Source organism: Catellatospora sp. NPDC049609, assembly GCF_040675365.1.
Lineage (GTDB): Bacteria > Actinomycetota > Actinomycetes > Mycobacteriales > Micromonosporaceae > Catellatospora.
This window is the reverse complement of record NZ_JBFAOU010000025.1, coordinates 32,100-56,979: the sequence shown is the minus strand read 5'-3', so window position 1 is coordinate 56,979 and position 24,880 is coordinate 32,100. Positions and strand designations below refer to the sequence as shown.

22 protein-coding genes and 1 tRNA gene are annotated in these 24,880 nt (G+C 73.6%); 11 read left to right on the top strand and 12 right to left on the bottom strand.

Annotated elements, in window-relative coordinates; translation table 11 throughout:
• Positions 1-109: 109 nt before the first annotated feature.
• A complete protein-coding gene (locus tag AB0J67_RS10465; RefSeq protein ID WP_363479208.1) occupies positions 110-2,674 on the top strand; it encodes a glycoside hydrolase family 9 protein in 2,565 nt (854 codons plus the stop codon).
• A gap of 268 nt (positions 2,675-2,942) precedes the next feature.
• Entirely contained in the window at positions 2,943-4,496 is a 1,554-nt protein-coding gene (locus AB0J67_RS10460; protein ID WP_363479205.1) for a DUF4139 domain-containing protein, read from the top strand.
• A 115-nt stretch (positions 4,497-4,611) separates the two neighbouring features.
• Here the strand turns inward: AB0J67_RS10460 and AB0J67_RS10455 are convergent, their stop codons facing one another.
• Complete coding sequence (locus tag AB0J67_RS10455; RefSeq protein WP_363479202.1) at positions 4,612-5,571, bottom strand: metallophosphoesterase; 960 nt, start codon at positions 5,569-5,571, stop codon at positions 4,612-4,614.
• Between the two features lie 101 nt (positions 5,572-5,672).
• On the opposite strand from AB0J67_RS10455, the gene AB0J67_RS10450 reads away from it, so the two are divergent.
• From AB0J67_RS10450 to AB0J67_RS10435, 4 genes are all read left to right on the top strand, one after another.
• On the top strand, positions 5,673-7,985 hold the full coding sequence (locus AB0J67_RS10450; protein WP_363479199.1) for a thiamine pyrophosphate-dependent enzyme: 2,313 nt from the start codon (positions 5,673-5,675) through the stop codon (positions 7,983-7,985).
• A 282-nt stretch (positions 7,986-8,267) separates the two neighbouring features.
• Positions 8,268-8,708, top strand: coding sequence for a DUF3052 domain-containing protein (locus AB0J67_RS10445; protein ID WP_363479196.1), 441 nt, complete (start codon positions 8,268-8,270; stop codon positions 8,706-8,708).
• 101 nt (positions 8,709-8,809) lie between these two features.
• The gene (locus AB0J67_RS10440) at positions 8,810-9,268 is read left to right on the top strand and encodes a peroxiredoxin (protein ID WP_363479193.1); all 459 of its coding nucleotides are present in this window, start codon (positions 8,810-8,812) and stop codon (positions 9,266-9,268) included.
• A gap of 361 nt (positions 9,269-9,629) precedes the next feature.
• Positions 9,630-9,701: transfer RNA gene (locus tag AB0J67_RS10435), tRNA-Val, on the top strand.
• Between the two features lie 149 nt (positions 9,702-9,850).
• On the opposite strand, the gene AB0J67_RS10430 is transcribed toward AB0J67_RS10435, so the two are convergent.
• The 9 genes from AB0J67_RS10430 to AB0J67_RS10390 all read right to left on the bottom strand — a co-directional run bounded on the left by AB0J67_RS10430 (position 9,851) and on the right by AB0J67_RS10390 (position 18,053).
• Positions 9,851-10,522 carry an HAD family hydrolase gene (locus tag AB0J67_RS10430; protein WP_363479190.1) on the bottom strand — a complete coding sequence of 224 codons (672 nt, stop codon included), beginning with the start codon at positions 10,520-10,522 and terminating at the stop codon, positions 9,851-9,853.
• A gap of 141 nt (positions 10,523-10,663) precedes the next feature.
• A complete protein-coding gene (locus AB0J67_RS10425; protein WP_363479187.1) occupies positions 10,664-11,263 on the bottom strand; it encodes a hypothetical protein in 600 nt (199 codons plus the stop codon).
• Positions 11,264-11,449: 186 nt separating this feature from the next.
• A complete protein-coding gene (locus tag AB0J67_RS10420) occupies positions 11,450-13,117 on the bottom strand; it encodes a sulfatase-like hydrolase/transferase (RefSeq protein ID WP_363479184.1) in 1,668 nt (555 codons plus the stop codon).
• 80 nt (positions 13,118-13,197) lie between these two features.
• Positions 13,198-13,824, bottom strand: a complete 627-nt coding sequence (ribA, locus tag AB0J67_RS10415) for a GTP cyclohydrolase II (RefSeq protein ID WP_363479181.1) — start codon at positions 13,822-13,824, stop codon at positions 13,198-13,200.
• Entirely contained in the window at positions 13,821-14,546 is a 726-nt protein-coding gene (locus AB0J67_RS10410) for a dihydrofolate reductase family protein (protein WP_363479178.1), read from the bottom strand. The genes ribA and AB0J67_RS10410 overlap by 4 nt, the downstream gene beginning before the upstream one ends.
• Positions 14,539-15,525: a lysylphosphatidylglycerol synthase transmembrane domain-containing protein gene (locus AB0J67_RS10405; protein WP_363479244.1), complete on the bottom strand. Its 987-nt coding sequence runs from the start codon at positions 15,523-15,525 to the stop codon at positions 14,539-14,541. The genes AB0J67_RS10410 and AB0J67_RS10405 overlap by 8 nt, the downstream gene beginning before the upstream one ends.
• A gap of 100 nt (positions 15,526-15,625) precedes the next feature.
• Complete coding sequence (locus tag AB0J67_RS10400) at positions 15,626-16,675, bottom strand: glycosyltransferase family 4 protein (RefSeq protein WP_363479176.1); 1,050 nt, start codon at positions 16,673-16,675, stop codon at positions 15,626-15,628.
• Positions 16,672-17,070 (bottom strand): 6-carboxytetrahydropterin synthase, encoded by a 399-nt coding sequence (locus AB0J67_RS10395; RefSeq protein ID WP_363479174.1) that lies wholly within the window; start codon positions 17,068-17,070, stop codon positions 16,672-16,674. The genes AB0J67_RS10400 and AB0J67_RS10395 overlap by 4 nt, the downstream gene beginning before the upstream one ends.
• Positions 17,058-18,053, bottom strand: a complete 996-nt coding sequence (locus AB0J67_RS10390; RefSeq protein ID WP_363479171.1) for a dehydrogenase — start codon at positions 18,051-18,053, stop codon at positions 17,058-17,060. The genes AB0J67_RS10395 and AB0J67_RS10390 overlap by 13 nt, the downstream gene beginning before the upstream one ends.
• Positions 18,054-18,096: 43 nt before the next feature.
• Here AB0J67_RS10390 and AB0J67_RS10385 point away from each other — a divergent pair, with 43 nt between their 5' ends.
• On the top strand, positions 18,097-18,831 hold the full coding sequence (locus AB0J67_RS10385) for a CDP-alcohol phosphatidyltransferase family protein (protein WP_363479168.1): 735 nt from the start codon (positions 18,097-18,099) through the stop codon (positions 18,829-18,831).
• Here the strand turns inward: AB0J67_RS10385 and AB0J67_RS10380 are convergent.
• Positions 18,807-19,523, bottom strand: coding sequence for an FkbM family methyltransferase (locus tag AB0J67_RS10380; protein ID WP_363479165.1), 717 nt, complete (start codon positions 19,521-19,523; stop codon positions 18,807-18,809). The genes AB0J67_RS10385 and AB0J67_RS10380 overlap by 25 nt on opposite strands.
• A gap of 106 nt (positions 19,524-19,629) precedes the next feature.
• On the opposite strand from AB0J67_RS10380, the gene AB0J67_RS10375 reads away from it, so the two are divergent.
• The 3 genes from AB0J67_RS10375 (at position 19,630) to AB0J67_RS10365 (ending at position 23,248) form a co-directional block, all read left to right on the top strand.
• Positions 19,630-20,556 (top strand): aminoglycoside phosphotransferase family protein, encoded by a 927-nt coding sequence (locus AB0J67_RS10375; RefSeq protein ID WP_363479162.1) that lies wholly within the window; start codon positions 19,630-19,632, stop codon positions 20,554-20,556.
• Positions 20,557-20,806: 250 nt separating this feature from the next.
• Positions 20,807-22,243: an alpha-amylase family protein gene (locus AB0J67_RS10370; RefSeq protein ID WP_363479159.1), complete on the top strand. Its 1,437-nt coding sequence runs from the start codon at positions 20,807-20,809 to the stop codon at positions 22,241-22,243.
• A gap of 111 nt (positions 22,244-22,354) precedes the next feature.
• Positions 22,355-23,248, top strand: a complete 894-nt coding sequence (locus tag AB0J67_RS10365; RefSeq protein ID WP_363479156.1) for an oxygenase MpaB family protein — start codon at positions 22,355-22,357, stop codon at positions 23,246-23,248.
• A 90-nt stretch (positions 23,249-23,338) separates the two neighbouring features.
• Here the strand turns inward: AB0J67_RS10365 and AB0J67_RS10360 are convergent, their stop codons facing one another.
• Positions 23,339-23,977 (bottom strand): hypothetical protein, encoded by a 639-nt coding sequence (locus tag AB0J67_RS10360; RefSeq protein WP_363479153.1) that lies wholly within the window; start codon positions 23,975-23,977, stop codon positions 23,339-23,341.
• A 138-nt stretch (positions 23,978-24,115) separates the two neighbouring features.
• Here AB0J67_RS10360 and AB0J67_RS10355 point away from each other — a divergent pair, with 138 nt between their 5' ends.
• The gene (locus tag AB0J67_RS10355) at positions 24,116-24,874 is read left to right on the top strand and encodes a VOC family protein (protein WP_363479150.1); all 759 of its coding nucleotides are present in this window, start codon (positions 24,116-24,118) and stop codon (positions 24,872-24,874) included.
• Positions 24,875-24,880 lie beyond the last annotated feature (6 nt).

Genomic DNA, 24,880 nt, shown 5'->3' with positions numbered 1-24,880 from the left:
CCGGGCCGCAATAATTCATCAGCGCAGATGGGAGCGCTCCCAGACTTTTCCCAGCTTGCGGCTGTGTCTCTATGCACCAACCCCGATCGCGTCCTGGAAAGGATCCGCTGTGCGTAGACCCGTTCTGATCGCGCTGGCCGCCGTGGCGGGGCTCGTGTCGACGAGCCTCACCGCTGGCGCCGCCTCGGCCGACCCACCCGAGCAGATCGTCAACGGCACCTTCACCTCCGGTCACGCCCCCTGGTGGGGGACCGGCAACATCACGCTCGACTCCAGCAGCGGCGAGCTGTGCGCCGACATCCCGGGCGGGACCGTCAACCCGTGGGACGTCATCATCGGCCAGGACAACATCCCGCTGGTCGCCGGCGAGACGTACGCGTACAGCTTCAAGGCCTCCGCCACGCCGGACCGCGTCGGCAAGGCGCTGATCCAGCTCCCGGTGGATCCGTGGACGCAGTACCTGGCCGCGAATCCGCTGATGACGGGCACTGCCACCGGTTTCTCGTACACCTTCACCGCGCCCGTCTCCCTACCGAACGCGCAGGTGGCGTTTCAGATCGGTGGCAGTGCCTCCCCCTGGCGGCTCTGCCTTGACGACATCTCCCTCAAGGGCGGTGCCGAGCCGGAGGTCTACGAGCCCGACACCGGCCCGCGCGTGCGCGTCAACCAGGTCGGCTACCTGACCAAGGGGCCGAAGAACGCCACCGTCGTCACCGAGGCGACCGAGGCGCTGCCCTGGCAGCTCAAGAACGCCGGCGGCGACACCGTGGCCAGCGGTGACACCACCCCGCGCGGCGTGGACGCCAGCTCCGGGCAGAACGTCCACTCGATCGACTTCAGCTCGTACGCCACCGCGGGCACCGGCTACACGCTGGTCGCCGACGGCCAGACCAGCCGCCCGTTCGACCTGGCCGGCGACCTCTACGCCGGGCTGCGCGACGACGCGCTGAAGATGTTCTACACCCAGCGCAGCGGCATCGAGATCCTGGACAGCCTGCGCCCCGGCTACGGCCGCCCGGCGGGCCACGTCGGCGTCGCGCCGAACAAGGGCGACACCTCGGTGCCGTGCCAGCCCGGCGTCTGCGAGTACTCGCTGGACGTCTCCGGCGGCTGGTACGACGCGGGCGACCACGGCAAGTACGTCGTCAACGGCGGCATCTCGGTGTTCCAGCTGGTCAACGAGTTCGAGCGGGGCAAGTGGGCGGCGACCGCGCAGCCGTTCCCGGACGGCCAGCTGAACCTGCCGGAGAGCGGCAACGGCGTGCCGGACATCCTCGACGAGGCCCGCTGGCAGCTGGAGTTCCTGCTGAAGATGCAGGTCCCGGCGGGTCAGCCGCTGGCCGGCATGGCCCACCACAAGATCCACGACAACGAGTGGACCGGCCTGCCGCTGCTGCCGCACAGCGACGACAAGCTGCGCGAGCTGCACCCGCCGTCGACCGCGGCGACGCTGAACCTGGCCGCCGCGGCGGCGCAGGCGGCCCGGGTGTACGCGCCGTACGACGCGGCGTTCGCGGCCCGCAACCTGGCCGCGGCGAAGACGGCCTACGCGGCGGCGCTGGCGCACCCGGCGATCTACGCCAGCCCGTCCGACGGCACCGGCGGCGGCACGTACGACGACGTCAACGTGACCGACGAGTTCTACTGGGCGGCGGCCGAGCTCTACCTGACCACCGGCGAGACCGCCTACCGCGACGCGGTGACCTCCTCGCCGCTGCACACCGCCGACGTGTGGAGCAGCAACGGCTTCGGCTGGCAGAGCCTGGCCGCGCTGGGCCGCCTGGACCTGGCCACGGTGCCCAGCGCCCTGCCGGGCCGGGCCGCCGTGCGCGCCTCGGTCGTGACCGGCGCGCAGGAGTACCTCGACGCGATCTCGGCGCACCCGTACGGCGTGCCGTACCAACCGGCGAACAACTCCTACGACTGGGGCTCCAGCAGCCAGGTCGCCAACAACCTGGTGGTGCTGGCCGCGGCGTACGACATCACGGGCGAGGACCGGTTCGCCGACGCGGTGGCGCAGGGCATGGACTACCTGCTCGGCCGCAACGCGCTCAACATCTCGTACGTGACCGGATACGGCGAGGTCAACGCGCACAACCAGCACAGCCGGTGGTACGCCCACCAGCTCAACCCGGACCTGCCGAACCCGCCGCGGGGCACCCTGGCCGGCGGCCCGAACTCGTCCATCCAGGACCCGATCGCGCAGCAGAAGCTGACCGGCTGCACCGGGCAGTTCTGCTACATCGACCACATCGAGTCGTGGTCCACCAACGAGCTGACCATCAACTGGAACGCGCCGCTGGCGTGGGTCGCCGCCTTCCTGGCCGGCCAGGGCGACGGCACCGCCGCGCCCGCGCCGAACTGCAAGGTGACCTACACCAAGCACGCCCAGTGGCCGAGCGGTTTCACCACGCAGGTCACCGTCAAGAACACCGGCACCACCGCGATCAACGGGTGGACGCTGCGCTGGTCGTTCCTCGGCGGGCAGTCGGTCACCGACGCCTGGAGCGTCGCGGCGGCCCAGTCCGGCGCGACGGTGAGCGCGACCAACCTGGCCTGGAACAAGGTCATCGCGCCCGGCGCGTCGGTGACCTTCGGGTTCAACGGCGACGTCGCGACCGGCCCCAACCCCAACCCGGCCCTGTTCACCCTGAACGGGCGGGCCTGCTCCTGACCTCACCTCCTCCCTGAAGAAGGACGGGGCGGTCCCGGTGCCCACAGGCACCCCGGGGCCGCCCCGTTCCCGCGGGGCGCTCCCACGGTTTGCCGGGGGCGCTCCGCCGGTTCCCCAGGGGCGCTCTGCGCGGTCTCCCATGGGGCCGCTCCGTGCGGTTCCAATGGGGCGCTCCGCGCGCATGCTTCGGTTAGCCTCGGCTCATGAGCGAGCGAATCATGAGACATGGATCCGGTCCTGCCCGCGGCGAGCGAAGCGGGGAGCAGTCATGACGCTCGAGTTCCTCGACGCCCCGATCATCGCCGTCACGGTGTTCCCGGACCGGGCCCGGGTGACCCGGCGCGGCACGGTCAGCCTGACCGCCGGCGAGCACCGTGTCCCCTGTGGACCGCTGCCGCTGGGCCTGCTGCGCGACTCCGTGCGCGTGTCCGGCCACGGCCCGGCCGCCGTCGCCGGGGTGAACGTGGTGACCCGGCGCGAGCCGGTGACCTCCGACGCCGACGTCACCCGGCTGGAGGTGGAGCTGCGCGAGATCGAGGCCGCGGTCTCCGCCCTGGACGACGCCGACAAGGTCGCCGCGGCGCGCGAGCGCTTCCTGGGCAGGCTGGCGATGCGCGGGGCCGGTGCGCTGGCCACCGGCGAGCCCACTGCCGCCGTCCGCTTCGCCGACGGACTCGACGAGCAGCTCACCGCGCTGCACGAGGGCCGCCGCGAGCGCGAGCGGGAGCGGCTGGACCTGCACCGCCGCCGCGAGGCCGCCGAGCGCCGGTTGATGGACCTGCGCGGCAAGGCCCGGCCGGACCGGCTGGTCGCCGAGGTGCTGCTGGAGGCCGACGAGGACGGCGAGGTCGAGCTGGAGCTGTCCTACGTGGTGCCCGGCGCGAGCTGGCACAGCGGGTACGACCTGCGCCTGGCGGGGGACGCGCTCTCCCTCACCTGGCACGGCATGATCAGCCAGCGGACCGGCGAGGACTGGCCCGAGTGCGCGCTGAAGCTGTCCACGGCCCGCCCGGCCGGCGCGCTGGAGGTGCCCGAGCTGGACCCGTGGTTCGTCGACGTCGCGCGGCCGATGCCGGTCGCGTACGCCGCCGCGCCGATGGCGGCGATGGCCGGGCCGCCGCCGCCCGCACCCGGCGGTGCGCCGACGATGATGCCCAAGGCGCGCGCGGCGGTGCGGGAGACCGCGGCGGCGGTGGAGGAGGGGCCGGTCGCGGCCACGTACACCCCGCTCAAGCCGGTGGCGGTGCCCGCCGACGGGACCGCGCACCGCACCCTGATCGCGCGGTTCGACCTGGCCGCCCGGCTGGACCACATCACCGCGCCGGTGCGCGCCGAGGAGGCGACGCTGCGGGCCACCGTGCTGAACACCTCGCAGCACACCCTGCCGGGCGGCGCGGCGGCGCTGTTCCACGAGGGCGACTTCGTGGGCTCGACCCGGCTGGAGCCGTGGGCCCCGCAGGAGGAGCGGGAGCTGGCACTGGGCGTGGACGACCGGGTCCGGGTGGAGCGCGAGCTGGTGCGCCGCTCGGCGAGCAAGGCCGCGCTGGGTTCGACCCGCCGCACCGACGCCGAATACAAGATCACGATCGCCAACCACACCCCGCGCCAGATCTCCGTGACCGTGCTCGACCAGCTCCCGGTGTCGCGCGACGCGCAGATCACGGTCAAGGAGCTCGCGGTCAAGCCCGACCCCGCCGAGCGCGACGAGCTGGGCGTCTACACCTGGAAGCTGGTGCTCGCCCCGAACACCGCCCAGGAGATCCAGTTCGCGCTGCGGGTCGAGGCCGCCAAGGGCGTGGAGATCTACGGCTGGCGCGACTGAGGCCGGCCCGCCGATCCCCGGTGTCACCCGTTCGGTGTCGAACCTCTGCCGGCCGACGGCCCCGTCCCTGATCCTGGGGGCGGGGCCGTCGGTGACCTGCCGGGGCCGCCGGCCGTCAGTGGCAGGCCGTGACGCCGGTGTCGGTGAAGGTGCTGCCGGGCTGCCCGACGAACTTCCAGACGTAGAAGTCCGGGTGGAGGGTGAGCTTGAGGACGCCGAAGGTGTCGGCGTTGCGGACCCGGGAGTTGGCCGCGATGTCCTTGCTGAAGCCGTTGAGGCCGCCGCCGCCGGTGCCCACGGTGAACTGCCGCACGCCGCGCTCGCGGTCCAGCTCGCCGTCGGGGGTCTGCGGGGCGAACCGCTCGTAGTTGTGGTTGTGCCCGTTGAGCACGATCTCCACCCCGTGGTCGTGAAGGATCTCGAAGAACGGCTTCACCCGCGGGTCGGCGTCGTGCTTCCAGCCGGATGAGAACAGCGGGTGGTGCCACATCGCGACGGTGCACTTGGCGTCGGAGCCGTCGAGCTCCTCGCGCAGCCACTCGGCCTGCTCGGAGTCCTCCTCGCAGTCGACCAGGTCGCAGGTGGAGTTGAGCACCACCACCTGCCAGCCGCCGAGCTGGTAGGAGTACCAGCCCTTGCCCTTCTCGCCGGCGGCCTCGCCGAAGTAGTCGTAGTAGGGGCCGCCGGAGTCGGTGCGCATGTCGTGATTGCCGATGACCGGCCGGGTGCGGTCCTTGTGCCGGCCCCAGTACGGCTCGTAGCAGCGCTGGAACTGCTCGGCGGTGCCGGCGACGTACGCGTTGTCGCCGAGGGTGAACACGGTGCCCGGGATCCGGTCGAGCAGCTTGGCGGTGTACTCGTCGCCGTCGCTCTGGCAGCTGCCGATGTCGCCCGCACCGACCAGCACGGGCGGATCGGCGGTGTCCGCGGGTGCGACACGCGCGGCGGCGGCGCTCGGCGCGGCGTCGCCGGCGAGCGGCACCGCGGTGCCGGGCTGCGGGGCGAGCAGGGCGAGCAGGGCTGTCGAGGCCGTGGCCAGCAGGGCACGCCTGAGTCCGGGGGACGGGTTCAGCATGCCGCCGATTATTGATAAATATGGACAAATGGTCCAACTTGTGGGGTCGCGTGGCGTGTCCGATCACCGATCCGGGTGGTCGCCCCTTGCCGGTCCGGGGCATGCTGTGCAGCGTGAGCACCTCTCATGATCTCGACGACCGGTTCCGGAGCGCGCTGGCCGCGTGGCCGGCGAGCACCACCCCGAGCGGCGATCCACATGCGACGGTGCGCTCCGACAGCGGCCTCACCGGGGCCCAGGCACGGGAACTCTTCGACGCCCAGGTGACCAGCCGCCACCTGGACCTGGCCGCGCGGCGGCTGCGGGCCGAGGGCGACGGCTTCTACACCATCGGCTCGGCCGGGCACGAGGGCAACGCGGGCGTCGCCGCCGCGCTGCGCCCCACCGACCCGGCACTGCTGCACTACCGCTCCGGCGCGTTCTACGCCGCGCGCGCCCAGCAGCTCGCCGAGGGCAAGGTGGACCCGATCCGCGACGTGCTGCGCGGCATCGTCGCCAGCGCCGCCGAGCCCATCGCGGGCGGGCGGCACAAGGTCTTCGGCAGCACCGAGCTCAACGTCATCCCGACCACCTCCACCATCGCCTCCCACCTGCCGCGCGCGGTCGGGCTGGCCTTCGCCGTGGAACGCTCCCGGCAGGGCGTCACGGCCGGCCGCCACGCCGCGGACACCGGGCAGCCCGCCGTGGTGCCGCCGGCCTGGCCGCGCGACGCCGTGGTGGTCTGCTCGTTCGGCGACGCCTCGGTCAACCACGCCAGCGCCGCCGCCGCGTTCAACACCGCGGGCTGGGCCGACTTCACCGGGCTGCGGCTGCCGCTGCTGTTCGTCTGCGAGGACAACGGGCTGGGCATCAGCGTGCGCTCGCCCGCCGGCTGGGTGGGCACCACCCTCAAGTCCCGCCCCGGCCTGCGCTACTACCACGCCGACGGCTGCGACCTGGCCGACACGTACGCCGTGGCCCGCTCCGCGGTGTCCTGGGTGCGCCGCCACCGCCGCCCCGCCGTGCTGCACCTGCGCACCGTCCGGCTGATGGGGCACGCCGGGGCCGACGCCGAGCTGGCCTACCGCACCAACGCCGAGATCGAGCACGACCTCGCGCTGGACCCGCTGCTGCGCACCGCGCACCTGCTCGTGGACGCGGGCATGGCCGCGCCGATGGAGCTGCTCAGCCGGTACGACGAGATCGGCTGGCGGGTGCAGCAGGCCGCGGCCGCCGTACGCGACGAGCCGAAGCTCGCCTCCGCCGCAGAGGTCGTCGCCCCGCTGGCCCCGCGCCGCCCGCTGCGCGTCGCGCGGGTGATCGCGCGGGCGGGGGAGCGGGCCGCCGGCGCCGCGCTGGCCGAGCGCGCCCGCGTCTTCGGCGGCAAGCTGCCCGAGCGCTCCGGGCCGCTGACGCTCGCCCAGTCCATCAACGCCACCCTCACCGACCTCATGCTCAGCCACCCGCAGTCGCTGGTCTTCGGCGAGGACGTGGCCCGCAAGGGCGGCGTCTACGGCGTCACCAAGGGCCTGCGCGACCGCTTCGGCCCCGCCCGGGTCTTCGACACCCTGCTCGACGAGACGTCGATCCTCGGGCTCGGCCTCGGCGCCGGGCTGGGCGGCCTGCTGCCCATCCCCGAGATCCAGTACCTGGCGTACCTGCACAACGCCGAGGACCAGCTGCGCGGCGAGGCCGCCAGCATGCGCTTCTTCTCCCAGGGCGCCTACCGCAACCCGATGGTGGTACGCATCGCGGGCCTGGCGTACCAGAAGGGCTTCGGCGGGCACTTCCACAACGACCACTCGGTGGCCGTGCTGCGCGACATCCCCGGGCTGGTGCTCGCCGTCCCCGCGCGCGCCGACGACGCCGCGGCCATGCTGCGCAGCTGCGTCGCCGCCGCCGAGGTCGACGGCACGGTCAGCGTCTACCTGGAGCCGATCGCCCTCTACCACACCCGTGACCTGCATCAAGACGGCGACGGCGGCTGGCTGAGCCCGTACGCCGCGCCCGACCGGTGGGCCGACACGCACGTGCCCGTCGGCCGTGCCCGCAGCCACAGCTTCGGCGCCGGGGACCGGCTCACCATCCTCACCTTCGGCAACGGCGTACGCATGTCGCTGCGCGTCGCCGCCCGGCTGGCCGAGGCCGGGCACGGCATCCGCGTGCTCGACCTGCGCTGGCTCGCCCCGCTGCCGCTGGCCGACATCGTGCGCGAGGCCGGGGCCACCGGCCGGGTGCTGGTCGTCGACGAGACCCGCCGCTCCGGCGGCGTCGGCGAGGGCGTGCTCGCCGCCCTGGTCGACGCCGGGTACGTCGGCCTCGCCCGGCGCGTCGCCGCCGTCGACACGTTCCTGCCGCTCGGCCCCGCCGCCGACCACGTGCTGGTCGGCGAGGACGCCATCGAGCGCGCCGCCCGCGCCCTGCTCGAAGCATGATCGGTCCCGCGCTCGGCGGCGCGGCCGGAACGGTGGGCCGCCCGGCGCGTGCGGCGGCCCCCGGACGGGCATAGGAGGCGCGACGGGGCGATCCGGGGCCGCCGGAGCAGGCCGTGCGGACGGCTTGAGCCCGCGTTTTTGGCGACCCGCCGAGGCCGCCACTTGCGCTGGGCGCTAGAACTGTGTGGACTACCCGCAGTCGGCTGTGACGCCGACGACAATGGGCAAGTGACCCCGCCGCGAACGGCGGCTATCCGGAAAACGAAGAGGAGGCACAAGACAGTGAGCGCGACCGCTGGTCAGGCCGCCGAGGGCGTACGCAGCCTGGCGGACCGGTTCGGCATCGAGCCGGACATGGTGGTCATGGAGATGGGATACGACGACGACGTCGATCATGATCTTCGTGACGCCCTGGCCGACGCATGCGGATCTGACCTGGTGGACGAGGACACCGACGAGGTCGTCGACGCGGTGCTGGTGTGGTACCGCGAGGACGACGGTGACCTGTTCGAACTGCTTACCGACGCCATCGCCCCGCTCGCCGAGAGCGGCACGGTGTGGCTGCTGACCCCGAAGTCGGGTCGGCCAGGGCACGTCGAGCCCAGCGAGATCGCCGAGGTGGCACCCACCGCCGGCCTATCCCAGACTTCCACCCTCAGCGCCGGCAAGGACTGGAGCGCGGCGCGGCTGGTGGCACCGAAGGCGGCCCGCGCGAAGCGCTGAGCCCCGCCGCGGACCGTCGAGCGGCCTGCCCCCAGCCGGCAGGCCGCCAGGCAGCTCTGCGATCATCGAAGGTGAACGTTCACCGATTGTGAGGGCAGATCATGCCGATCGAGGCCGGCGCCCAGGCGCCCGACTTCCTGCTCAAGGACCAGAACAACCAGGAAGTGCGGCTGTCCGACTTCCGGGGCGGCAAGAACGTGCTGCTGGTCTTCTACCCGCTCGCCTTCACCGGCACCTGCCAGGGCGAGCTGTGCGCGATCCGCGACAACCTCAACGACTTCGTCAACGACACCACCCAGGTGCTGTCGGTCAGCGTCGACTCCGTGTACGCGCACAAGGTCTGGGCGACCGAGCAGGGCTACGAGTTCCCGCTGCTCGCCGACTTCTGGCCGCACGGGGCCGTGGCCCAGGCGTACGGCGTCTTCAACGACGAGCGCGGCTTCGCCAACCGGGGCACCTTCGTCATCGACCGGGAGGGCGTCGTGCGCTACGCCGAGATGAACCTGCCCGGCGAGGCGCGCGACCAGGACGCCTGGCGCAAGGCCCTGGCGGCGCTCTGAGCCGTACCGGCGATCACGGAACCCTCCCGCCGGGTGCCCGGCTCTCCATCCGGGCTCGGTCGGCTCTCAGGCGGTGCTGTGCCGTCGGGCGAAGATCGCTGTTTCCGGTCGGAATGTGCATTCAGGCCGCGCCTTCTGACACGAAACGGCGATCATGTTCCTTGGGAACGCTCGCCGGGTCGGGCATTCGCTGCCTAAACGGGCGACGGTCGGTGCGGGTCGTGGGCGAGGGCCAGCGGAACGCGGCGGGTGTGTGGTGGGTCGGCGGGCTTCCCGGGCGGGGTCAGGGGGCGGTAAGTCCCGCGAAGGCGGGCACGACGGTCAGGTAGGATGTGCCGGTTCGTGTCGGCGTCAGCCGTGCGGGCGTGTAGCTCAGTGGGAGAGCATCCGCCTTACAAGCGGAGGGTCGCAGGTTCGAACCCTGCCACGCCCACAATCCAGCGGGAGCAGGCGTCTTGCCTGCTCCCGCTCTGCTTCGGTCCTGGCGGACCTTCGCCGCCGTCGCCCGCGTCACGGCCCAGCACTGTCAGCTCGTCCCGGCGTCCCGCCTTCACCGGCAAGTCCATGTGCCACAGGTAACGTTCATTGCCGGTGCGGCACCAGCGGTAGCGCGGCGAAGAGGGTGTCCACCTCGGTGATCGCGTGCAACGGGTCCGGCCGTGGCTTGCCGGATCGGTTGACCCATACGCTGGGAATACCGAGATGGTGAGCGCCGGTGATGTCGGCCGACAGCGAGTCGCCGATGTGCAGCACCGCGCCGGCGGGCAGGCCGAGCAGGTCCAACGCGGCCTGGAACATCGCCGGGTGTGGCTTGTAGCTGCCCACGTCCTCGCTGGTGACCACGTGCGCCAGCGGCAGCCCGTGATGGGCGATCGCGGCCAGCACATCGGCGCGGTCGATGTTGGACACCACGCAGACCGGCACGTCGACCAGGTCGAGGAAGGCGCGGGCGTCGGGAAACAGGTCCGGCTCACGCCAGAACGCGAACTGCGACGCGCACAAGGCCGCCGGGTCGGCGGCCGAGCCGAACCGGCGGACCGTACGGGCCAGCGACGACACGGCGATGTCCCGCTGGCATCGAAACGCCGCCCGGTCGGCCGCCATCTCCTCGCGAAACACGCGCCACCGATACGAGCCCACCTGCGTAGTGGTCACCTCATGAGGATCAGTGCACTGGTCCAGCACCTGCCGGTAGATGTCGGCGAGGATGGCGTCGTCCTCGGCGACGACCGTGCCGTAGAAGTCCAGTAACACCGCGCGAACGGGGCCGCCGTGCTCGCTGTTCCGACGATCGTCCGGCTCCCGCACGCAACGAAGCATCGCACGCGCACGGCGCGACGGCTCGGGGCGGCCCCGAGCCCCGCGACGGTGTCAGAGCATCCGCTTGCCGGCGGTTCAGCAGAAGTCGGTGCCGCCCTCGTAGCTCGACTTGAGGTACGCGGCGTCGCCGGCGATCATCGCCATCACCTTCTTCTTGTCGTCCAGGTCGAACAGGATGCCCCGGCCGGAGGTCGTGGTGACCAGGTACGCCTTGCCGCCGCTCAGCTCCTGCCCCAGGTTGCCGTAGATCGAGTCGAGCGCCGCCAGTGACATGCCCAGCCACGCCCCGGACGGCGTCGGGATCGTCTTGGACCGGTTGACCACCAGGTACAGCGCCCCGTCCGGGCGGAACTGCAGCCGCACGTCCTGCCACACGCCGGTGCCGGCGGCGGTGGTGTTCGCCGGGCAGGTCTCCGCGCCGGTGGCCACGTCGGCGAGCAGCCCGGCGCCCTGCAGGTCGGCGAGCTTCGCGCCCACCGCGTACGGCCCCGCGCCGTCCACGGTGAAGTTGATCGCGGGTGAGGGGGAGGCCGACGGGCTCGGCGGGGCGCTCGGCGACGCCTCCGCGGGGAGGCTGGTCACCGCGCTGGGCTCGGCCGACGGCGGTTTCGGGTCGTCACCGCAGCCGGCGAGGAGGGCGACGGCGAGGAGGGGGAGGAGTGCGCGACGCAGCATGGTCAGTAGTGGAGCCGATCCGCCCGCCCCGCACTGTCACCTCGCCGACTCCCAGAGTGAGTTCTCCACGACACCCCTCCGGCTCGCCCGCCAAGATCGCCCGATTTGCCTGGCACATGGGCGTATCTTGAGCGCGGATACGCCCATGTGCCAGGCAAGTCCGATGATCAAGGGCGGGTGGGACGGTCAGCGGGGGCCGAAGGCGGTCAGGAAGCGGTCGCGGAAGGCGTCCATGCGCCAGACCGGGGCGTCGGAGCCGGGGCGCAGGCCGTCCTGCCAGGACCAGCCGGCGACCCGGTCCAGCATCGCCGGGTCCCTGGCCAGGATCGTGACCGGCGCGTCGCGGCTGGCCAGCTGGCCCGTCACCGACGGCGAGGGCTGGTGGTCGCCGAGGAAGACCAGCACCAGATCGTCGCCCCCGTAGGTCTGCACGTACGAGATCAGCGTCTCCAGCGAGTACGCGATCGCGTTGGCGTACGCCTGCCGCACGCGCGAGCGGTCCCGCTGCTCGACGATCTCGGCGGGGTCGTCGGAGCCGGACGCGGCGGCGTACACCGAGCCGTCGCCGACCGCGTCCCAGCCGAGCAGCCGCGGCACCGGCTCCCACGGCGAGTGGCTGGAGATCAGCGGGATCACCGCCATCACCGGCAGGTGCCCCGGCGGCCGTTCCCGCTGCTGGAAGGTGTGCAGCGTGTACTGGTCGGGCATGGTGGCGAAGCTGTAACGCGGCCCGGCGTAGCCGAGGTCGGGTGCGGTGTAGACCTGGTCGTACCCGTACACGGCGCCCTCGGGCCACGCGGTGGTGGTGGCCGGCATGACGGCGACGGTCCGCCAGCCCGCCTGCGCGAACAGGCCCGGCAGGGTGAGCCGGTCGCTGGCCAGCAGGGTGCGGTAACGCTGCTGGTTGGTCACCCACAGGCCGGACAGCAGGGTGGACTGCGCGAGCCAGCTGCCGCCGCCGGTGGTCGGGGAGGTGAGCCAGGCGCTGCGCGCGGCATAACCGGCCCCCCGCAGCCGGTCATACCCGGCGTCGAGCACCGCGCCGACCTGCGGCGACAGCTCCGGGTCGGCCAGCGCCACCTTGCCGTAGCTCTCCACGAACGCGACGATCACGTCCTTGCCGCGCAGCCCGGCCAGCGCCTCGGCGGCGGGCATGCCCCGGAAGGCGTCGGTGGACAGCTGCTCGGCGAACGTCTGCCCGTCCCGGGTGCCCCGCCCCAGCAGGTCGACCTGGTCGTAGGCGTCGTGCGCGGCGACGGGCACGCCGGGCACGAGCTGCGTCCCGGCCAGCGCCAGGGCGAGCCAGGCGGCGGCGAGGACGGTGAGGGTGCGGGCCGCGCCGGCGCGGCGCGTGACGGCCAGCCGGGCCACCCGCCGGAACGCGGCCGTGACCAGGGCGAGCACGCCGACCGCGAGCCCGATCGCGCCCGCGACGGCGGCCCACATGAGAGCGTCGCCGTACGACTGGCCGACGTAGTCGGCGCCCGCGACGAGGAACGGCCAGTCGAGGGCGGGCTCGAACGGCCGGTCGAGCACCGCGGAGAAACCCAGGCTGACCGCCTTCACGACGCCGAGCAGGCCCAGCACCGCACCGATCACCACTACCGCGACCCGCCTGGCTCGCGGGGGCAGCACCAGCACGACCGCCAGCGCGACCAGCCCGTCGATCGGGACACGCAGGAAAGCCGCGGGGCTGAGCCGACCCAGCTCGTTCGGCACCACCAGCAGCACTATCACCAGCCCGAACGCCAGCACCGTGCCCGCCCGCACCGACACCCGCCGCGCCCGCCCGGCCTCGCCGACCCGCCCGGCCGGAACGGCGGCGTCGGCCAGCGCAATCGGTTCGCTCGGCACCGCCGGCTCGGTCGGCGTCGCGGGTTCGGCCGGCGTCGGTCCGGCCGGCGTCGTCGGTGCGGTCGGTTCGGTCTGCGTCATCAGAGGGCCGGGAAGAGGCGCAGGGTGTGCGCGGCGCGGTTGGCCTTGGTGGCCAGGTAGGCGGCGTTCGCGGCGGACAGGTGCACGCCCGTCGGCACGCGCTCGGCCACTGCCACGCCGAGGCGGGTGAGCTGCTCGGCCTTGTCCGGGTTGTTGCTGAGCAGCGCGACCCGGTCCACGCCCAGCGCCCGGAGCATCTGCGCGGCCACGGTGTAGTCGCGCGCGTCCGCGTCGTGTCCGAGCGCGACGTTCGCCTCGTAGGTGTCCAGGCCGGTGTCCTGCAGCGCGTACGCCTCCAGCTTGGCGTACAGGCCGATGCCGCGGCCCTCCTGCCGCAGGTAGAGCAGGTAGCCGCCGACGGCGGCGATGCGCTCGACCGCCTCCCGCAGCTGCGGCCCGCAGTCGCAGCGCTGGCTGCCGAAGACGTCTCCGGTCAGGCACTCGCTGTGCGGGCGCACCAGCGGCACCGCCCGGCCCGCCGCGCCGAGGGCGAGCGCGAGGTGCTCGCGGCCGTCGGCGAGCCCGCCGAACGAGATGACCCGGGCGGTGGCGGTGTAGCCGTCGTGGAAGCGCAACGGCACCTTCACCTGCGTACGGATGGTCGCGGCGGGTGGGAACGTCGTCATCGATCTCCCTGGTCGGTGCCGCCGAACCGGTCGGCGCTGTGGAACCGCGGCGACAGCGCGTAGCGCAGCAGCACGACGTCGCCGATCTGCCGCGTGTCGACGAGCTCGGCCCGGCGGCCCGGGTGCCACGGGAACTGGCCGTCGCCGACGAAGCGGCTGGCCCGCGAGTCGCCGACGAAGAACGGGGCGACCACCAGGTGCAGCTCGTCGGCGAGGTCGGCGGTGAGGAACTGGGTGTGGATGGTGCCGCCGCCCTCCACCATCAGCCGGTTCACGCCCCTGGTGTGCAGGTCCTTGGTGACCCAGCGCAGGTCGACGGGCTCGCCGCCGTCGACGACGGTGGCGACGCCGCCCAGCCGCTGCCGGGCGTGGCCGACCCGGCGGCTGGCGCAGTAGACGATCTTGTCCACGTCGCCGGTGGTGAAGAAGGCGGCCTGCGGGTCGAGCATGGCCTGGGCGGTGACGGTCACCTTCATCGGGGAGGCGGGCAGGCCCCGGGCGACCCGCGCGTCGCGGCGGGCCTGCGCGCGCACCATCAGCCGCGGGTTGTCCCGGCGCACCGTGCGCGCGCCGACCAGGATCGCGTCGCAGCCGGCGCGGACCTCGTCGACGCGGTCGAAGTCGGCGTCGTTGGACAGCAGCAGGCGCTCGTCGGTCGCGCCGTCGAGATAACCGTCGAGCGAGACGCTGCAGCTGAGCAGGACGTACGGGCGCTCAGACATCGGCCCCACCCCGCAGCGCGACGCGCGGCCGCAGCGTCCGGGCCAGCAGCACGGCGGCGCCGGGCAGCGCCGCGACCAGCACCAGCACCCCGTACGTCACGGCGGTGGTGACGCCCTGCGTCGCGGTCATCCCGGCGGCGCCGAACGCCCACGCGGCCACGCCCTCGCGCGGGCCCCAGCCCGCGAAGCTCACCGGCAGCGCCATCGCCAGCAGGGCGAGCTGCGTCAGCGGCACCAGCAGGGTGAGGGGTGCGGTCGCGCCGGCGGTACGCGCGGCGAGCAGGAACAGCACCAGGTGCCCGACGACACCGAGCGCCGAGGCGGCGACGATGCCGGCCCAGGCGCGCCGCGTGAACGGGGCGGCCCGCAGCCCGGCGACGGCCGCGTGCAGCCTGTCCCGCAGGCGACCGCCCAGCCGGGCCGGGTCGGCGGCCGGCCGGGTGCGGGTGAGCGCCCGTGTGGCCAGCCAGACCCCGAGCGCCAGCGCGACGAGGACGGCGAGCACCGGCGGCAGGTACGGTCGCACGGGCGAGGGGAACACCGCCAGCAGCACCAGCGTGGCGGTGACCTGCACGGCCAGCCCGATCGATCGTTCGGCGACGACGGCGTGCACGGCCAGGCGCACGTCGCTGATGTCCAGCCCGTGCCGCACCGCCCGGTGCACGTCGCCGGCGACCCCGCCGGGCAGCGTCGTGTTGAGGAACTGGGCGCGGTAGTACGCCGCGACGGCCCGGCCCAGCGGCAGCCGGACGCCGAGCACGCCCGCGACCAGGCTCCACCGCCAGGCGCAGCAGACCGTGGTCAGCATGCTGATGCCGAACGCCGCCGCCAGCGCAGAGCGGTCGATCCCGCGTACGCCGTCGAGGAACGGCCCGGTGCCGACCTGCCACACCAGCAGGGCGAGGATGGACAGCCCGCCGAGCAGCCGCGCCCAGGCCCAGGCACGCCGCGCCGCCGGGCCGGACGCCCGGGCGCGGATCCCCGTCAAGGCGCTGCGCAACGTGATCTCCCGTCCAAGCACTTCACCTTCCTAGGCGCAACGCCACCGGGTGTCTGTGGATTTATACACAGAGCGCCCGTCATCCGGTGGCGCCGGCCACCGCCGCCAGGACCTCGCCGACCTGTCCTGTGGTGTGTTCCCATCCGGTGAGCGTGTCACGCCTGCCCCGTGCCGCACGGCGCAACCGGTCCCGCAGTGCGGGCTCGGCCAGCCACCGCCGCAGCGCGCCGGCCAGCGCGGCCGGGTCGCCGGGCGGCACGAGCAGGCCGGGCAGGTCGCCGTCCGGGGCCCGGCCGACCGCCTCGGGCAGCCCGGCCACGGCACCGGTCAGCACCGGGATGCCCCGGGCCAGCGCCTCGGTCACCACCATGCCGTAGCTCTCCCCGCGCGAGGGCAGCACGAGCAGGTCCGCCGCGGCGTACGCCGCGTCGAGGTCCGCGCCGGTGCGCGGCCCCGTGAAGTCGATCCGGCGCGCGGCCGGGTGCGCCCGCAGCCGCGCGACGAAGCCCGGGTCGCGGTCCAGCGAGCCGACGCAGGTGCAGCTCCACCGCAGGTCGCCGATCCGGGCCAGCGCGTCGGCGAGCACGTCGTGCCCCTTGTGCGGGGCGACCGCCGCCACGCACAGCAGCCGCGACCCGTCCGGCGACCCGGTGGCGGCGGGTGCGGGGTCGACGCCGGGCGCGGCGACGTGGACGCGGGCGGGCGGCAGCGCGTACCGCTCGATCAGCCGCTGCCGGCACCACCGGCTGGTGGTGACCACGGCGGCCGCCGCCCGCAGGGCGCGCGCCTCCGGCTCGCGCAGGTCGGCGGCCTCGTCGCCGAAGACCATGTGCGCCAGCACGACCAGCCGCAGCCGGGCCGCGCGGGCCGCCGGCACCTCCCCGGCCCCGGCGGCGACCAGGCCGTCCAGCAGGACGACCGCCCCCTCCGGCAGCCCGTCCAGCAGCCCGGCCAGCGCGGTGCGGCTCGCCGCGGAAGGCCGTGGCCAGGACCCGGCCACGGCATGCTCGCGCACCGCCCAGCCGAGCCCCACGAGGCCACCGCAGATCCGCCGGTCGTAGCGGTTGCCACCGCTCGGCGCCGCCGGATCGTCGATGTCCCCCGGCAGGACGACGTGCACCACCGTCACAGGGTGCGCTCGTAGCTCGCCCACGCGATGTGCGACTCGTGCAGGGTGACGGTGATCCCGGCCAGCTCGCGGGCCCCGTCGCCGAGCGCGCCCGCGCGCGCCCGCGCGGCGAGGGCGTCCGCGATCACCCTGGCCAGCACCTCGGTGGTGGTGTTGAGACCGGCCAGCGCGGGCACCTCGTCGAGGTTGCGCAGGTTGAACTCGCCCACCACGGCGTTCAGCTCCCGTGCCGCCGCGGCGATGTCGACCACGATGCCGTCGGCGTCGACGTCGGCGCGCCGGAAGGTCGCGTCGACGACGAACGTGGCGCCGTGCAGCCGCTGCGCGGGTCCGAAGACCTCGCCGCGGAAACTGTGAGCGATCATCATGTGGTCGCGGACGGTCACGCTGAACACGGTTGCTCCTTGCCGTAGGCGATGACGTGACACAGGGCCGCCCGGGTGCCGTCGGCCAGCCCGGCCAGCACCTCGGGCAGCTGCTCGAACTCCGACTCGCCGGACAGCAGCGCGTCGAAGACGGGGTCGCGCAGCAGGTCCAGGGCGAGCGCCCGCCGGTCGGCGTGGGTGCGCCGCGCGGCCCGCGCCGGGGAGACCGTGCCCACCTGGCTGGCGCGGATGCTCAGCCGTCCCGAGTGGAACGCCCCGCCCAGCAGCAGGCCCACCTCGCGGTCGCCGTACCAGCTCAGCTCGGCGACCGTGCCGTCCGGGGCGAGCAGGTCCAGCGAGCGCTGCAGGCCCGCGCCCGACGCGCTGGCGTGGAACACCAGGTCACACCCGCCGGCGGCGGTCTCGGGGGTGGCGAACGCGACGCCGAGTGCCGCGGCGAGCGCGGCCCGGTCCGGGTCCACGTCGACCAGCTGCACCTCGACCCCGGGGAAGCGGGCCAGCAGCGCCGCGGCGCACGCGCCGACCATGCCCGCGCCGACCACCGCGATCCGGTCGCCGACCAGCGGCGGGACGTCCCACAGCGCGTTGACCGCGGTCTCCACCGTGCCCGCCAGCACCGCCCGGCGCGCGGGCACCCCGCCGGGCACCGGCACCACGGCGGCCGCCGGCACGACGTACCTGGTCTGGTGCGGGTACAGGCAGAACACGGTCCGGCCCAGCAGGTCCGCCGGGCCCTGCTCGACGACGCCGACGTTGAGGTAGCCGTACTTCACCGGCCCGGGGAAGTCCCCCTCCTGGAACGGCGCGCGCATCACGGCGTGCTGGCTCGCGGGCACCTCGCCGCGGAACACCAGCGTCTCGGTGCCCCGGCTGACGCCGGTGTGGACGGTGCGCACCAGCACCTCGCCGGGGCCGGGCTCGGGCACCGCGACGCGCCGGATCTCACCAACGTGTGGCGAGGCGACCCAGAAGGCGCGCGCGTAGGATGCCATCGATCTCTCCCATCCGATCACGATCGAACCTAACGGAGGCGCCGTGCCGTCGGTGAGCCCGGGCCCGGTGATCGGCCTGATCGTCCAGTTCACCCTACTGGTGGTGCTGGCCTCCACGACCGGGCTGAGCAGCGTGGGCTGGCTCGCCGGGATCGCGTACGGCATCGGCCTGTGCATGCTGGTCGAGCGGGCCATGCGCACCGCGCGCCGGGGCGCGCTGGGCCCCGCCGACCGGGTCACCCTCACCCGGGCCCTGCTCACCGGCTGCGTCACGGCGCTGGTCGTCGACGCGTTCACCCGCGACATCGCCGTCCCGGTGCTGGTCGGGGTCACGGCCGTGGCGCTGGTGCTGGACGCGGTCGACGGGCGGGTCGCCCGCGGCACGGGCACCGACTCGGCGTTCGGCGCGCGCTTCGACATGGAGGTCGACGCGTTCCTGATCCTGGTGCTCAGCGTGTACGCCGCGCCGCGGTTCGGCGCCTGGGTGCTCGCGATCGGCGCGATGCGGTACGCGTACGTCGCCGCGACCTGGGTGCTGCCGTGGCTGCGCGGGCGGCTGTTCCCGCGCTACTGGCGCAAGGTCGTCGCCGCGATCCAGGGCATCACGCTGGCCGTCGCCGCCGCGGGCCTGCTGCCCCGACCGGCGGTCACGGTGGCGCTGGCCGCCGCCCTGGCCCTGCTCACCGAGTCCTTCGGCCGCGACGTGGTGTGGCTCTGGCAGCGCCGCGCCGATGCGCCGGTCGTGGCTGCGGGTCAGAGCGAGCGGGTGCGGGCGTAGACGTCGCCGGAGCGGCCCAGCGGGCGGAAGCGCTGCTCCAGCAGGCGGGCCAGGTCGGCGGCGGTCAGCCACTGCGCGGCCGCGAAGCGCATGGTCTCGACCGGGGCGTAGTTGTACTCGTACCGGCCCGCGCCGAGGCGCTCGACCAGCGCCAGGGACTCTAGGGCGGCGTCGTGGGCGGGCGGCAGGTACTCGAAGGACAGCGCGCGCAGCGGCGTGGACAGCCCGCGCAGCACGTCCGCCTCGAAACCCTCCACATCGATCTTGCAGAAGGCCGGCTCGCCGTGCGCGGCGACGAGGTCGTCGAGCGTCACCACCGCGACCTCGACCGACCGGTCCCAGCGCACGGCGGCGAAGCGGTCGTCCGTCGTGCGCACCGTTTCGATCCACTCGTGCGACATGGTGGAGACCGTCGGGGTCGCCGAGGACAGCGCCAGGCTGGCCGTGCCCGGCCGTGCCCCCACGGCGGTGGGCAGGATCGTCACGCCGGGATCGCGCCCGAAGAACAGCCGCAGCACGCGCAGGCAGTCCGGCTGCGGCTCGACCGCGAGCACCCGCGCGCCCAGCCGCCGCCACGGCCGCACCCGGCTGCCCACGTGCGCGCCGATGTCGAAGCCGAGGTCGCCGGGGCCGAGGAACTGCCCGTAGAAGCGCCGCATCCGCCGGTGGCGGCCCGGGATGCCGTGGTACATCGCGAGAGAACGGGTGATTCCCCAGGCGCGGGCGAGCATGGCTGAGCCTAACCCGGTCCGGCATATCCCGTCGCGACCACGCCCTGCGCATGGCATCGTTTGCAGCGTGATCGAGCTGCCGGACCTGATGCACCGCACCGCCGTGAGCAGGGGAGCGCACGACTGGCTCGCCGCGCTGCCGGTGCGCGTGGCACAGGTGTGCGCCGACTGGGCGCTGACGCCCGGCCCGGCGCTGGCGGGCGGGTCGGCCGCGCTGGTGCTGCGGGTGCGCCGCGAGGACGGCAGCGCCGCGGTGCTGCGGCTCGCCCCGCCCGGCGACGGCTTCGCCGGCCAGGTGCGCACGCTGGCCGCGGCGGACGGGCACGGTTACGTCCGGCTGTACGCGTACGACGCCGACCGTGACGCGGCGCTGCTGGAACCGCTCGGCCCGGCGCTCGCGGCGGCCGGGCTGCCCCCGGAGCGGGTGCTCGACGTGATGGCGGCGACGCTGCGCCAGGCCTGGCTGGTGCCGTCCCCGCCCGATGCGGCCGTGCCGCCCGGCACGGACAAGGCGAGCACCCTGATCGAGCTGATCGAGCAGCTGTGGGCGGAGACGGGGCAGCCGTGCCCGGCGGCGGTCGTCGACCGGGCGCTGGACTATGCCCGGCGGCGGGCCGACGCGTTCGACCCGGAGGCCGCCGTGGTCTGCCACGGCGACGCGCACCCGGACAACGCGCTGGCGGTGCTGTCGCCCCGGCCGGGAGCCGAGTCGGGGTACGTCTTCGTGGACCCGGACGGGTTCCTCTGCGATCCGGGCTACGACCTCGGCGTCGTGGTGCGCGGCTGGGAGGACGAGCTGCTCGCCGCGGCGGACCCGGTGGCGCTGCTGCGCGGCTGGTGCGCGCGGCTGTCCGCGGCGACGGGTGTGGACGCGCAGGTGATCTGGGAGTGGGCCTTCGTCGAGCGGGTCTCGTCCGGCCTCTACATGATCCGCCACGGCCAGCCCGACGCGGGACGGGCGTACCTGGCCTCGGCCGCACGGCTGCTCGGCTGAGGCGTCGCGCTTGCGTCGCCGCCTCGGCCGGTGCCGTGACCGCCTGTCGTCGGCCCGAGCGGCAGGCCGGAGCTGTCATGGCCACTGTGGCAAGATCTTGCGAGCGCTTCGGCGTGCCGATCCGCATCGGACTCGTTGACTTCGTTGAAAGTTCTTGTGAACATTGCCGCAAGGTTTCAACGCGGTTTCAGCCGTGTTCGGGCCGCAGCACCGCGACGACTCGTCCCCTCGTACCGTCCGGAGTGTCCCCATGCGACGACGCAGGTTTCTCCCTCTGATGCTGGCGGCGGTGCTCGCCGCCACGCTGCCCCTCCCGGCCGCACCCGCGGCCGCCGCCCCCTCGGCCACCAAGGACGTCATCGTCCAGCTCTTCGAGTGGAACTGGCCCTCGGTGGCGGCCGAGTGCACCAACTACCTCGGCCCGCGCGGCTACGGCTACGTGCAGGTCTCCCCGCCCCAGGAGCACGTGCGCGGCCAGCAGTGGTGGGTCGCGTACCAGCCGGTCAGCTACCGGATCGAGTCCCGCAAGGGCACCCGGGCGCAGTTCCAGTCGATGGTCACCACCTGCCACAACGCGGGTGTCAAGGTCATCGTCGACGCGGTGGTCAACCACACCACCGGCGTCGGCTCGGGCACCGGCTGGGCCGGCTCGACCTACACCTCGTACACCTACCCGGGCATCTACCAGACGCAGGACTTCCACCACTGCGGCCGCAACGGCAACGACGACATCGTGAACTACGGCGACCGGTACGAGGTGCAGAACTGCGAGCTGGTCAACCTCGCCGACCTCAAGACCGAGAGCGACTACGTCCGGACCAAGCTCGCGGCCTACCTCAACGACCTGCTCGGCCTCGGCGTGGACGGGTTCCGCTGGGACGCGAGCAAGCACATGCCGGCCGCCGACATCGCCGCGATCAAGGGCAAGCTGTCGCGCTCGGTGTACCACGTGCAGGAGGTCATCTACGGCGCGGGCGAGCCGGTCCAGCCGACGGAGTACACCGGCAACGGCGACGTGCACGAGTTCCGCTACGGCAAGGATCTGGGCCGGGTGTTCCGGCGCGAGAAGCTCGCCTACCTCAAGAACTTCGGCGAGCCGTGGGGACACATCGCCACCGGCAAGGGCGCGGTGTTCGTCGACAACCACGACACCCAGCGCGAGGGCGGCGACATCCTCACCTACAAGGACAACGGGATCTACGCGCTGGCCAACGCGTTCATGCTGGCCTGGCCGTACGGCTCGCCGACGGTGATGAGCAGCTACGAGTTCAGCAACAAGGACCAGGGGCCGCCCTCGGACGCAGGCGGCAAGACCAACAACGCGACCTGCTTCAGCGGCGGCTGGCGCTGCGAGCACCGCTGGCAGGTCGTGGCGAACATGGTCGGCTTCCACAACGCGGTCAAGGGCACGGCGATGGTCAACTGGTACGACAACGGCAACAACCACATCGCGTTCGGCCGCAGCGGCAAGGGCTACCTGACCATCAACGACGAGGACGGGGCGGTCAACGGGCGCTCGTACCAGACGAACCTGCCCGCCGGGCGCTACTGCGACGTCATCCACGGCGAGAAGAGCGGCACCACCTGCACCGGGCCGGTGATCACGGTCGATGCGAACGGCTGGTTCGCGGCGAACGTCGCCGCGCACGACGCCATCGCCATCCACGTCAACGCCAAGATCAGCTAAGGCTGCCCTGAGCCGGTCATCCGGCGCATCAGGCGACAACCTCGCGCCCCCGGCCCGCCCGGGGGCGCGAGACCGTTCCGGCACCCCCGCGGGCGTGGCACGCTGGATCTCATGAGCGAGCGGACCGTCAGGCGCGGCGGGCGGACGGCCGGCGTCGTCCTGCCGGGCGCGGCGGGGCTGACCGGCCGGGGCGACCTCGGGCTGTTCGGCCCCGGGTCGGTCACCTGGCGGGTGCACGCCGAGCCGGTGCTCTGGGTGGCGGGCGTACGCTCGCTGTTCCTGCAGGCCCTGCACCCCCGGGCGATTGCGGGCGTGGTGCAGAACTCCAGCTACAAGGTCGACCCGTGGTCGCGGCTGCTGCGCACCGCGGACTACGTCGGCACGGTCATCTTCGGCACCACCGAGCAGGCGCGCACGGCGGGCCGGCGCATCCGCGCGATCCACGCCCGGCTGCGCGGGGTGGACCGGCGCACCGGCGAGACGTTCCGCATCGACGAGCCGGAGCTGCTGCGCTGGGTGCACGTCACCGAGGTCGAGTCGTTCGTGAGCACGGCCCGCCGGGCCGGGGTGGAGCTGACCGACGCCGACGTGGACGGGTACTACACCGAGCAGCTGCGCGCGGCCGAGCTGGTCGGACTCGACCCGGCGACGGTGCCCGGCACCCGCGCCGAGGTCGCCGCGTACTACCGGCGCGTCCGGCCCGAGCTGGCGCTGACCCGGGAGGCGCTGGACACCCTGTTCTTCCTGCTGGCGCCGCCGCTGCCCTGGCACCTCGGGCTGACCCCGGCCCGCCTGGTCTACACCGGCCTGGCCGCGACCGCGTTCGCGCTGCAACCGGGCTGGGCGCGGCGCGTGTACGGCACGCTCGGCCTGCCCACGACGGACCTGTCCGCCTCGGTCTCGGTCCGCGGGCTGCGCCTGACCATGCGCCTGCTGCCGGACCGCTTCCGGCACGGCCCCATCTACCGCGACGCCATGGCCCGCGTCGCGGCCCAGCACGGCTGAGCGGGAACGACGCGGCATCCGGGTGAGGAAGGGCACCTTCATCTACGGAAAGCGATAAGAAGGTGCCCTTCCGCACCGCCGGAGGCGGGGTCAGGTCCAGGCGGGGGAGGGTGGCTGGGACTGCTGGGCCTCGCCGGAGACGCGGGGGTCGCCGGCGCCGAAGCCGTGCCACCAGCGCCGGCCGTCGGCGATGAACGAGGTCAGCGGCACCGGCGAGCCGTCGGCCCGTTCGACCGCCAGGCGCTCGAAGTGGATGTCGCCCTCGATGCAGTACGCGGCGTCGCCGCCGGGCTCGTCGCGGCCGCACTCGCAGAACCAGTACAGGGTGTGCGCGGCGGGGCCTGCTCCGGCGTCGAGCGTCAGGCTCAGCCGCTCCGGCCAGTCCTGGGTGAGCTGCGGATCGTTCAGGAAGCTCCACCCGTACATCGGGTTGGACCAGCCGACCGAGGCGAGGAAGGCGTCGGCCGCCTCGGCGTCGGGCAGGTCGATGGCGTTGCCGTAGTCGCGGCTGAACGAGCGGTCCGCGCGCAGCAGCACCCGCACCAGCCGGACGCCGGTGAACACCAGCGCCCGGCGGGTGTCCGGATCGACCGGCCCGTGCTCGGGCAGCGCCAGCACGTGCAGCAGCAGCCGCACGGTGCGGCTGGGCCAGTCCACCCGCAGGCCCACGACGTCGGACTCGTTGAGCGCGACGTTGCATCCCTCGAGCGGGGATCGATCCGGGAGCATGGCGCAATCATCGCGCGTGATCGGTCCATGTGCATGGCCCCCGTGTCACCGATCGCCCGGCCGGTCAGCCGAACGGAGCGAATCGGACGGCACGTGCGGATCTTCACGGGGACGGGAGATGGCTCTAGGGTGGCGGGCATGCGAGTGAGGGGATACGCGCCCGCCACGCCGTGCTGGGCGGAGTACGCCGCCGCCGACCCGGCCGCCGCGGCGGACTTCTACGCCGGGCTGTTCGGCTGGGCGCCGGGTGAGGTGTTCACGCTCGACGGCCGTGCCGTGGCCGGCGTGGTGCCGGGCGCACCCGGCAGGCCCGGGTGCTGGCTGGGCTACCTGTCCGCGCCGAGCGCGGACGACGCCGTGGCGGCCGTCGTCGACGCCGGCGGGGCGGTGCTGGCGCCGCCGCACGACCGGGGCGGCCGCGGCCGGGCCGCGCTGGTCGCCGACGCCGAGGGCGCGGTCTTCGGCATCTGGCAGCGCGGCGCCTTCGGCGGTGCCGAGGCCGCCAACGAGCCCGCCACCATGTGCTGGACCGAGGTGGTGACCTGGCGGGAGGACACCGCGGCGGCCTTCTACGGCAAGGCGTTCGGCTGGTCGGAGCGCAAGAGCGAGATCGCCGAGGGCGTGGACCACATCGAGTGGTGCAAGGACAGCCGCGTCGTCGGTGGCATGTCCGTGATGGACGAGCGCTACCCGGCCGGCACGCCGGCCCACTGGCGCATCACGTTCGAGGTGGCGGACTGCGCGGCGGCCATCGCGCGCTGCGTCGAGCTGGGCGGGTCGGTGCTGGCCGGCCCGCTGGACCTGCCGGTGGGCCACTACGCGCTGCTGGCCGACCCGCAGGGCGGCAGCTTCGGCGTGATCGCGCTGTCCGAGGCGATCCTGGAGACCCGGCTCTGATGATCC

Coding starts and splice junctions, on each gene's coding strand:
- AB0J67_RS10460 (WP_363479205.1), top strand. CDS start 2,943: ATGACGCTCGAGTTCCTCGACGCCCCGATCATCGCCGTCACGGTGTTC.
- AB0J67_RS10455 (WP_363479202.1), bottom strand. CDS start 5,571: ATGCTGAACCCGTCCCCCGGACTCAGGCGTGCCCTGCTGGCCACGGCC.
- AB0J67_RS10450 (WP_363479199.1), top strand. CDS start 5,673: ATGCTGTGCAGCGTGAGCACCTCTCATGATCTCGACGACCGGTTCCGG.
- AB0J67_RS10440 (WP_363479193.1), top strand. CDS start 8,810: ATGCCGATCGAGGCCGGCGCCCAGGCGCCCGACTTCCTGCTCAAGGAC.
- AB0J67_RS10425 (WP_363479187.1), bottom strand. CDS start 11,263: ATGCTGCGTCGCGCACTCCTCCCCCTCCTCGCCGTCGCCCTCCTCGCC.
- ribA (WP_363479181.1), bottom strand. CDS start 13,824: ATGACGACGTTCCCACCCGCCGCGACCATCCGTACGCAGGTGAAGGTG.
- AB0J67_RS10410 (WP_363479178.1), bottom strand. CDS start 14,546: ATGTCTGAGCGCCCGTACGTCCTGCTCAGCTGCAGCGTCTCGCTCGAC.
- AB0J67_RS10390 (WP_363479171.1), bottom strand. CDS start 18,053: ATGGCATCCTACGCGCGCGCCTTCTGGGTCGCCTCGCCACACGTTGGT.
- AB0J67_RS10380 (WP_363479165.1), bottom strand. CDS start 19,523: ATGTACCACGGCATCCCGGGCCGCCACCGGCGGATGCGGCGCTTCTAC.
- AB0J67_RS10370 (WP_363479159.1), top strand. CDS start 20,807: ATGCGACGACGCAGGTTTCTCCCTCTGATGCTGGCGGCGGTGCTCGCC.
- AB0J67_RS10365 (WP_363479156.1), top strand. CDS start 22,355: ATGAGCGAGCGGACCGTCAGGCGCGGCGGGCGGACGGCCGGCGTCGTC.
- AB0J67_RS10360 (WP_363479153.1), bottom strand. CDS start 23,977: ATGCTCCCGGATCGATCCCCGCTCGAGGGATGCAACGTCGCGCTCAAC.
- AB0J67_RS10355 (WP_363479150.1), top strand. CDS start 24,116: ATGCGAGTGAGGGGATACGCGCCCGCCACGCCGTGCTGGGCGGAGTAC.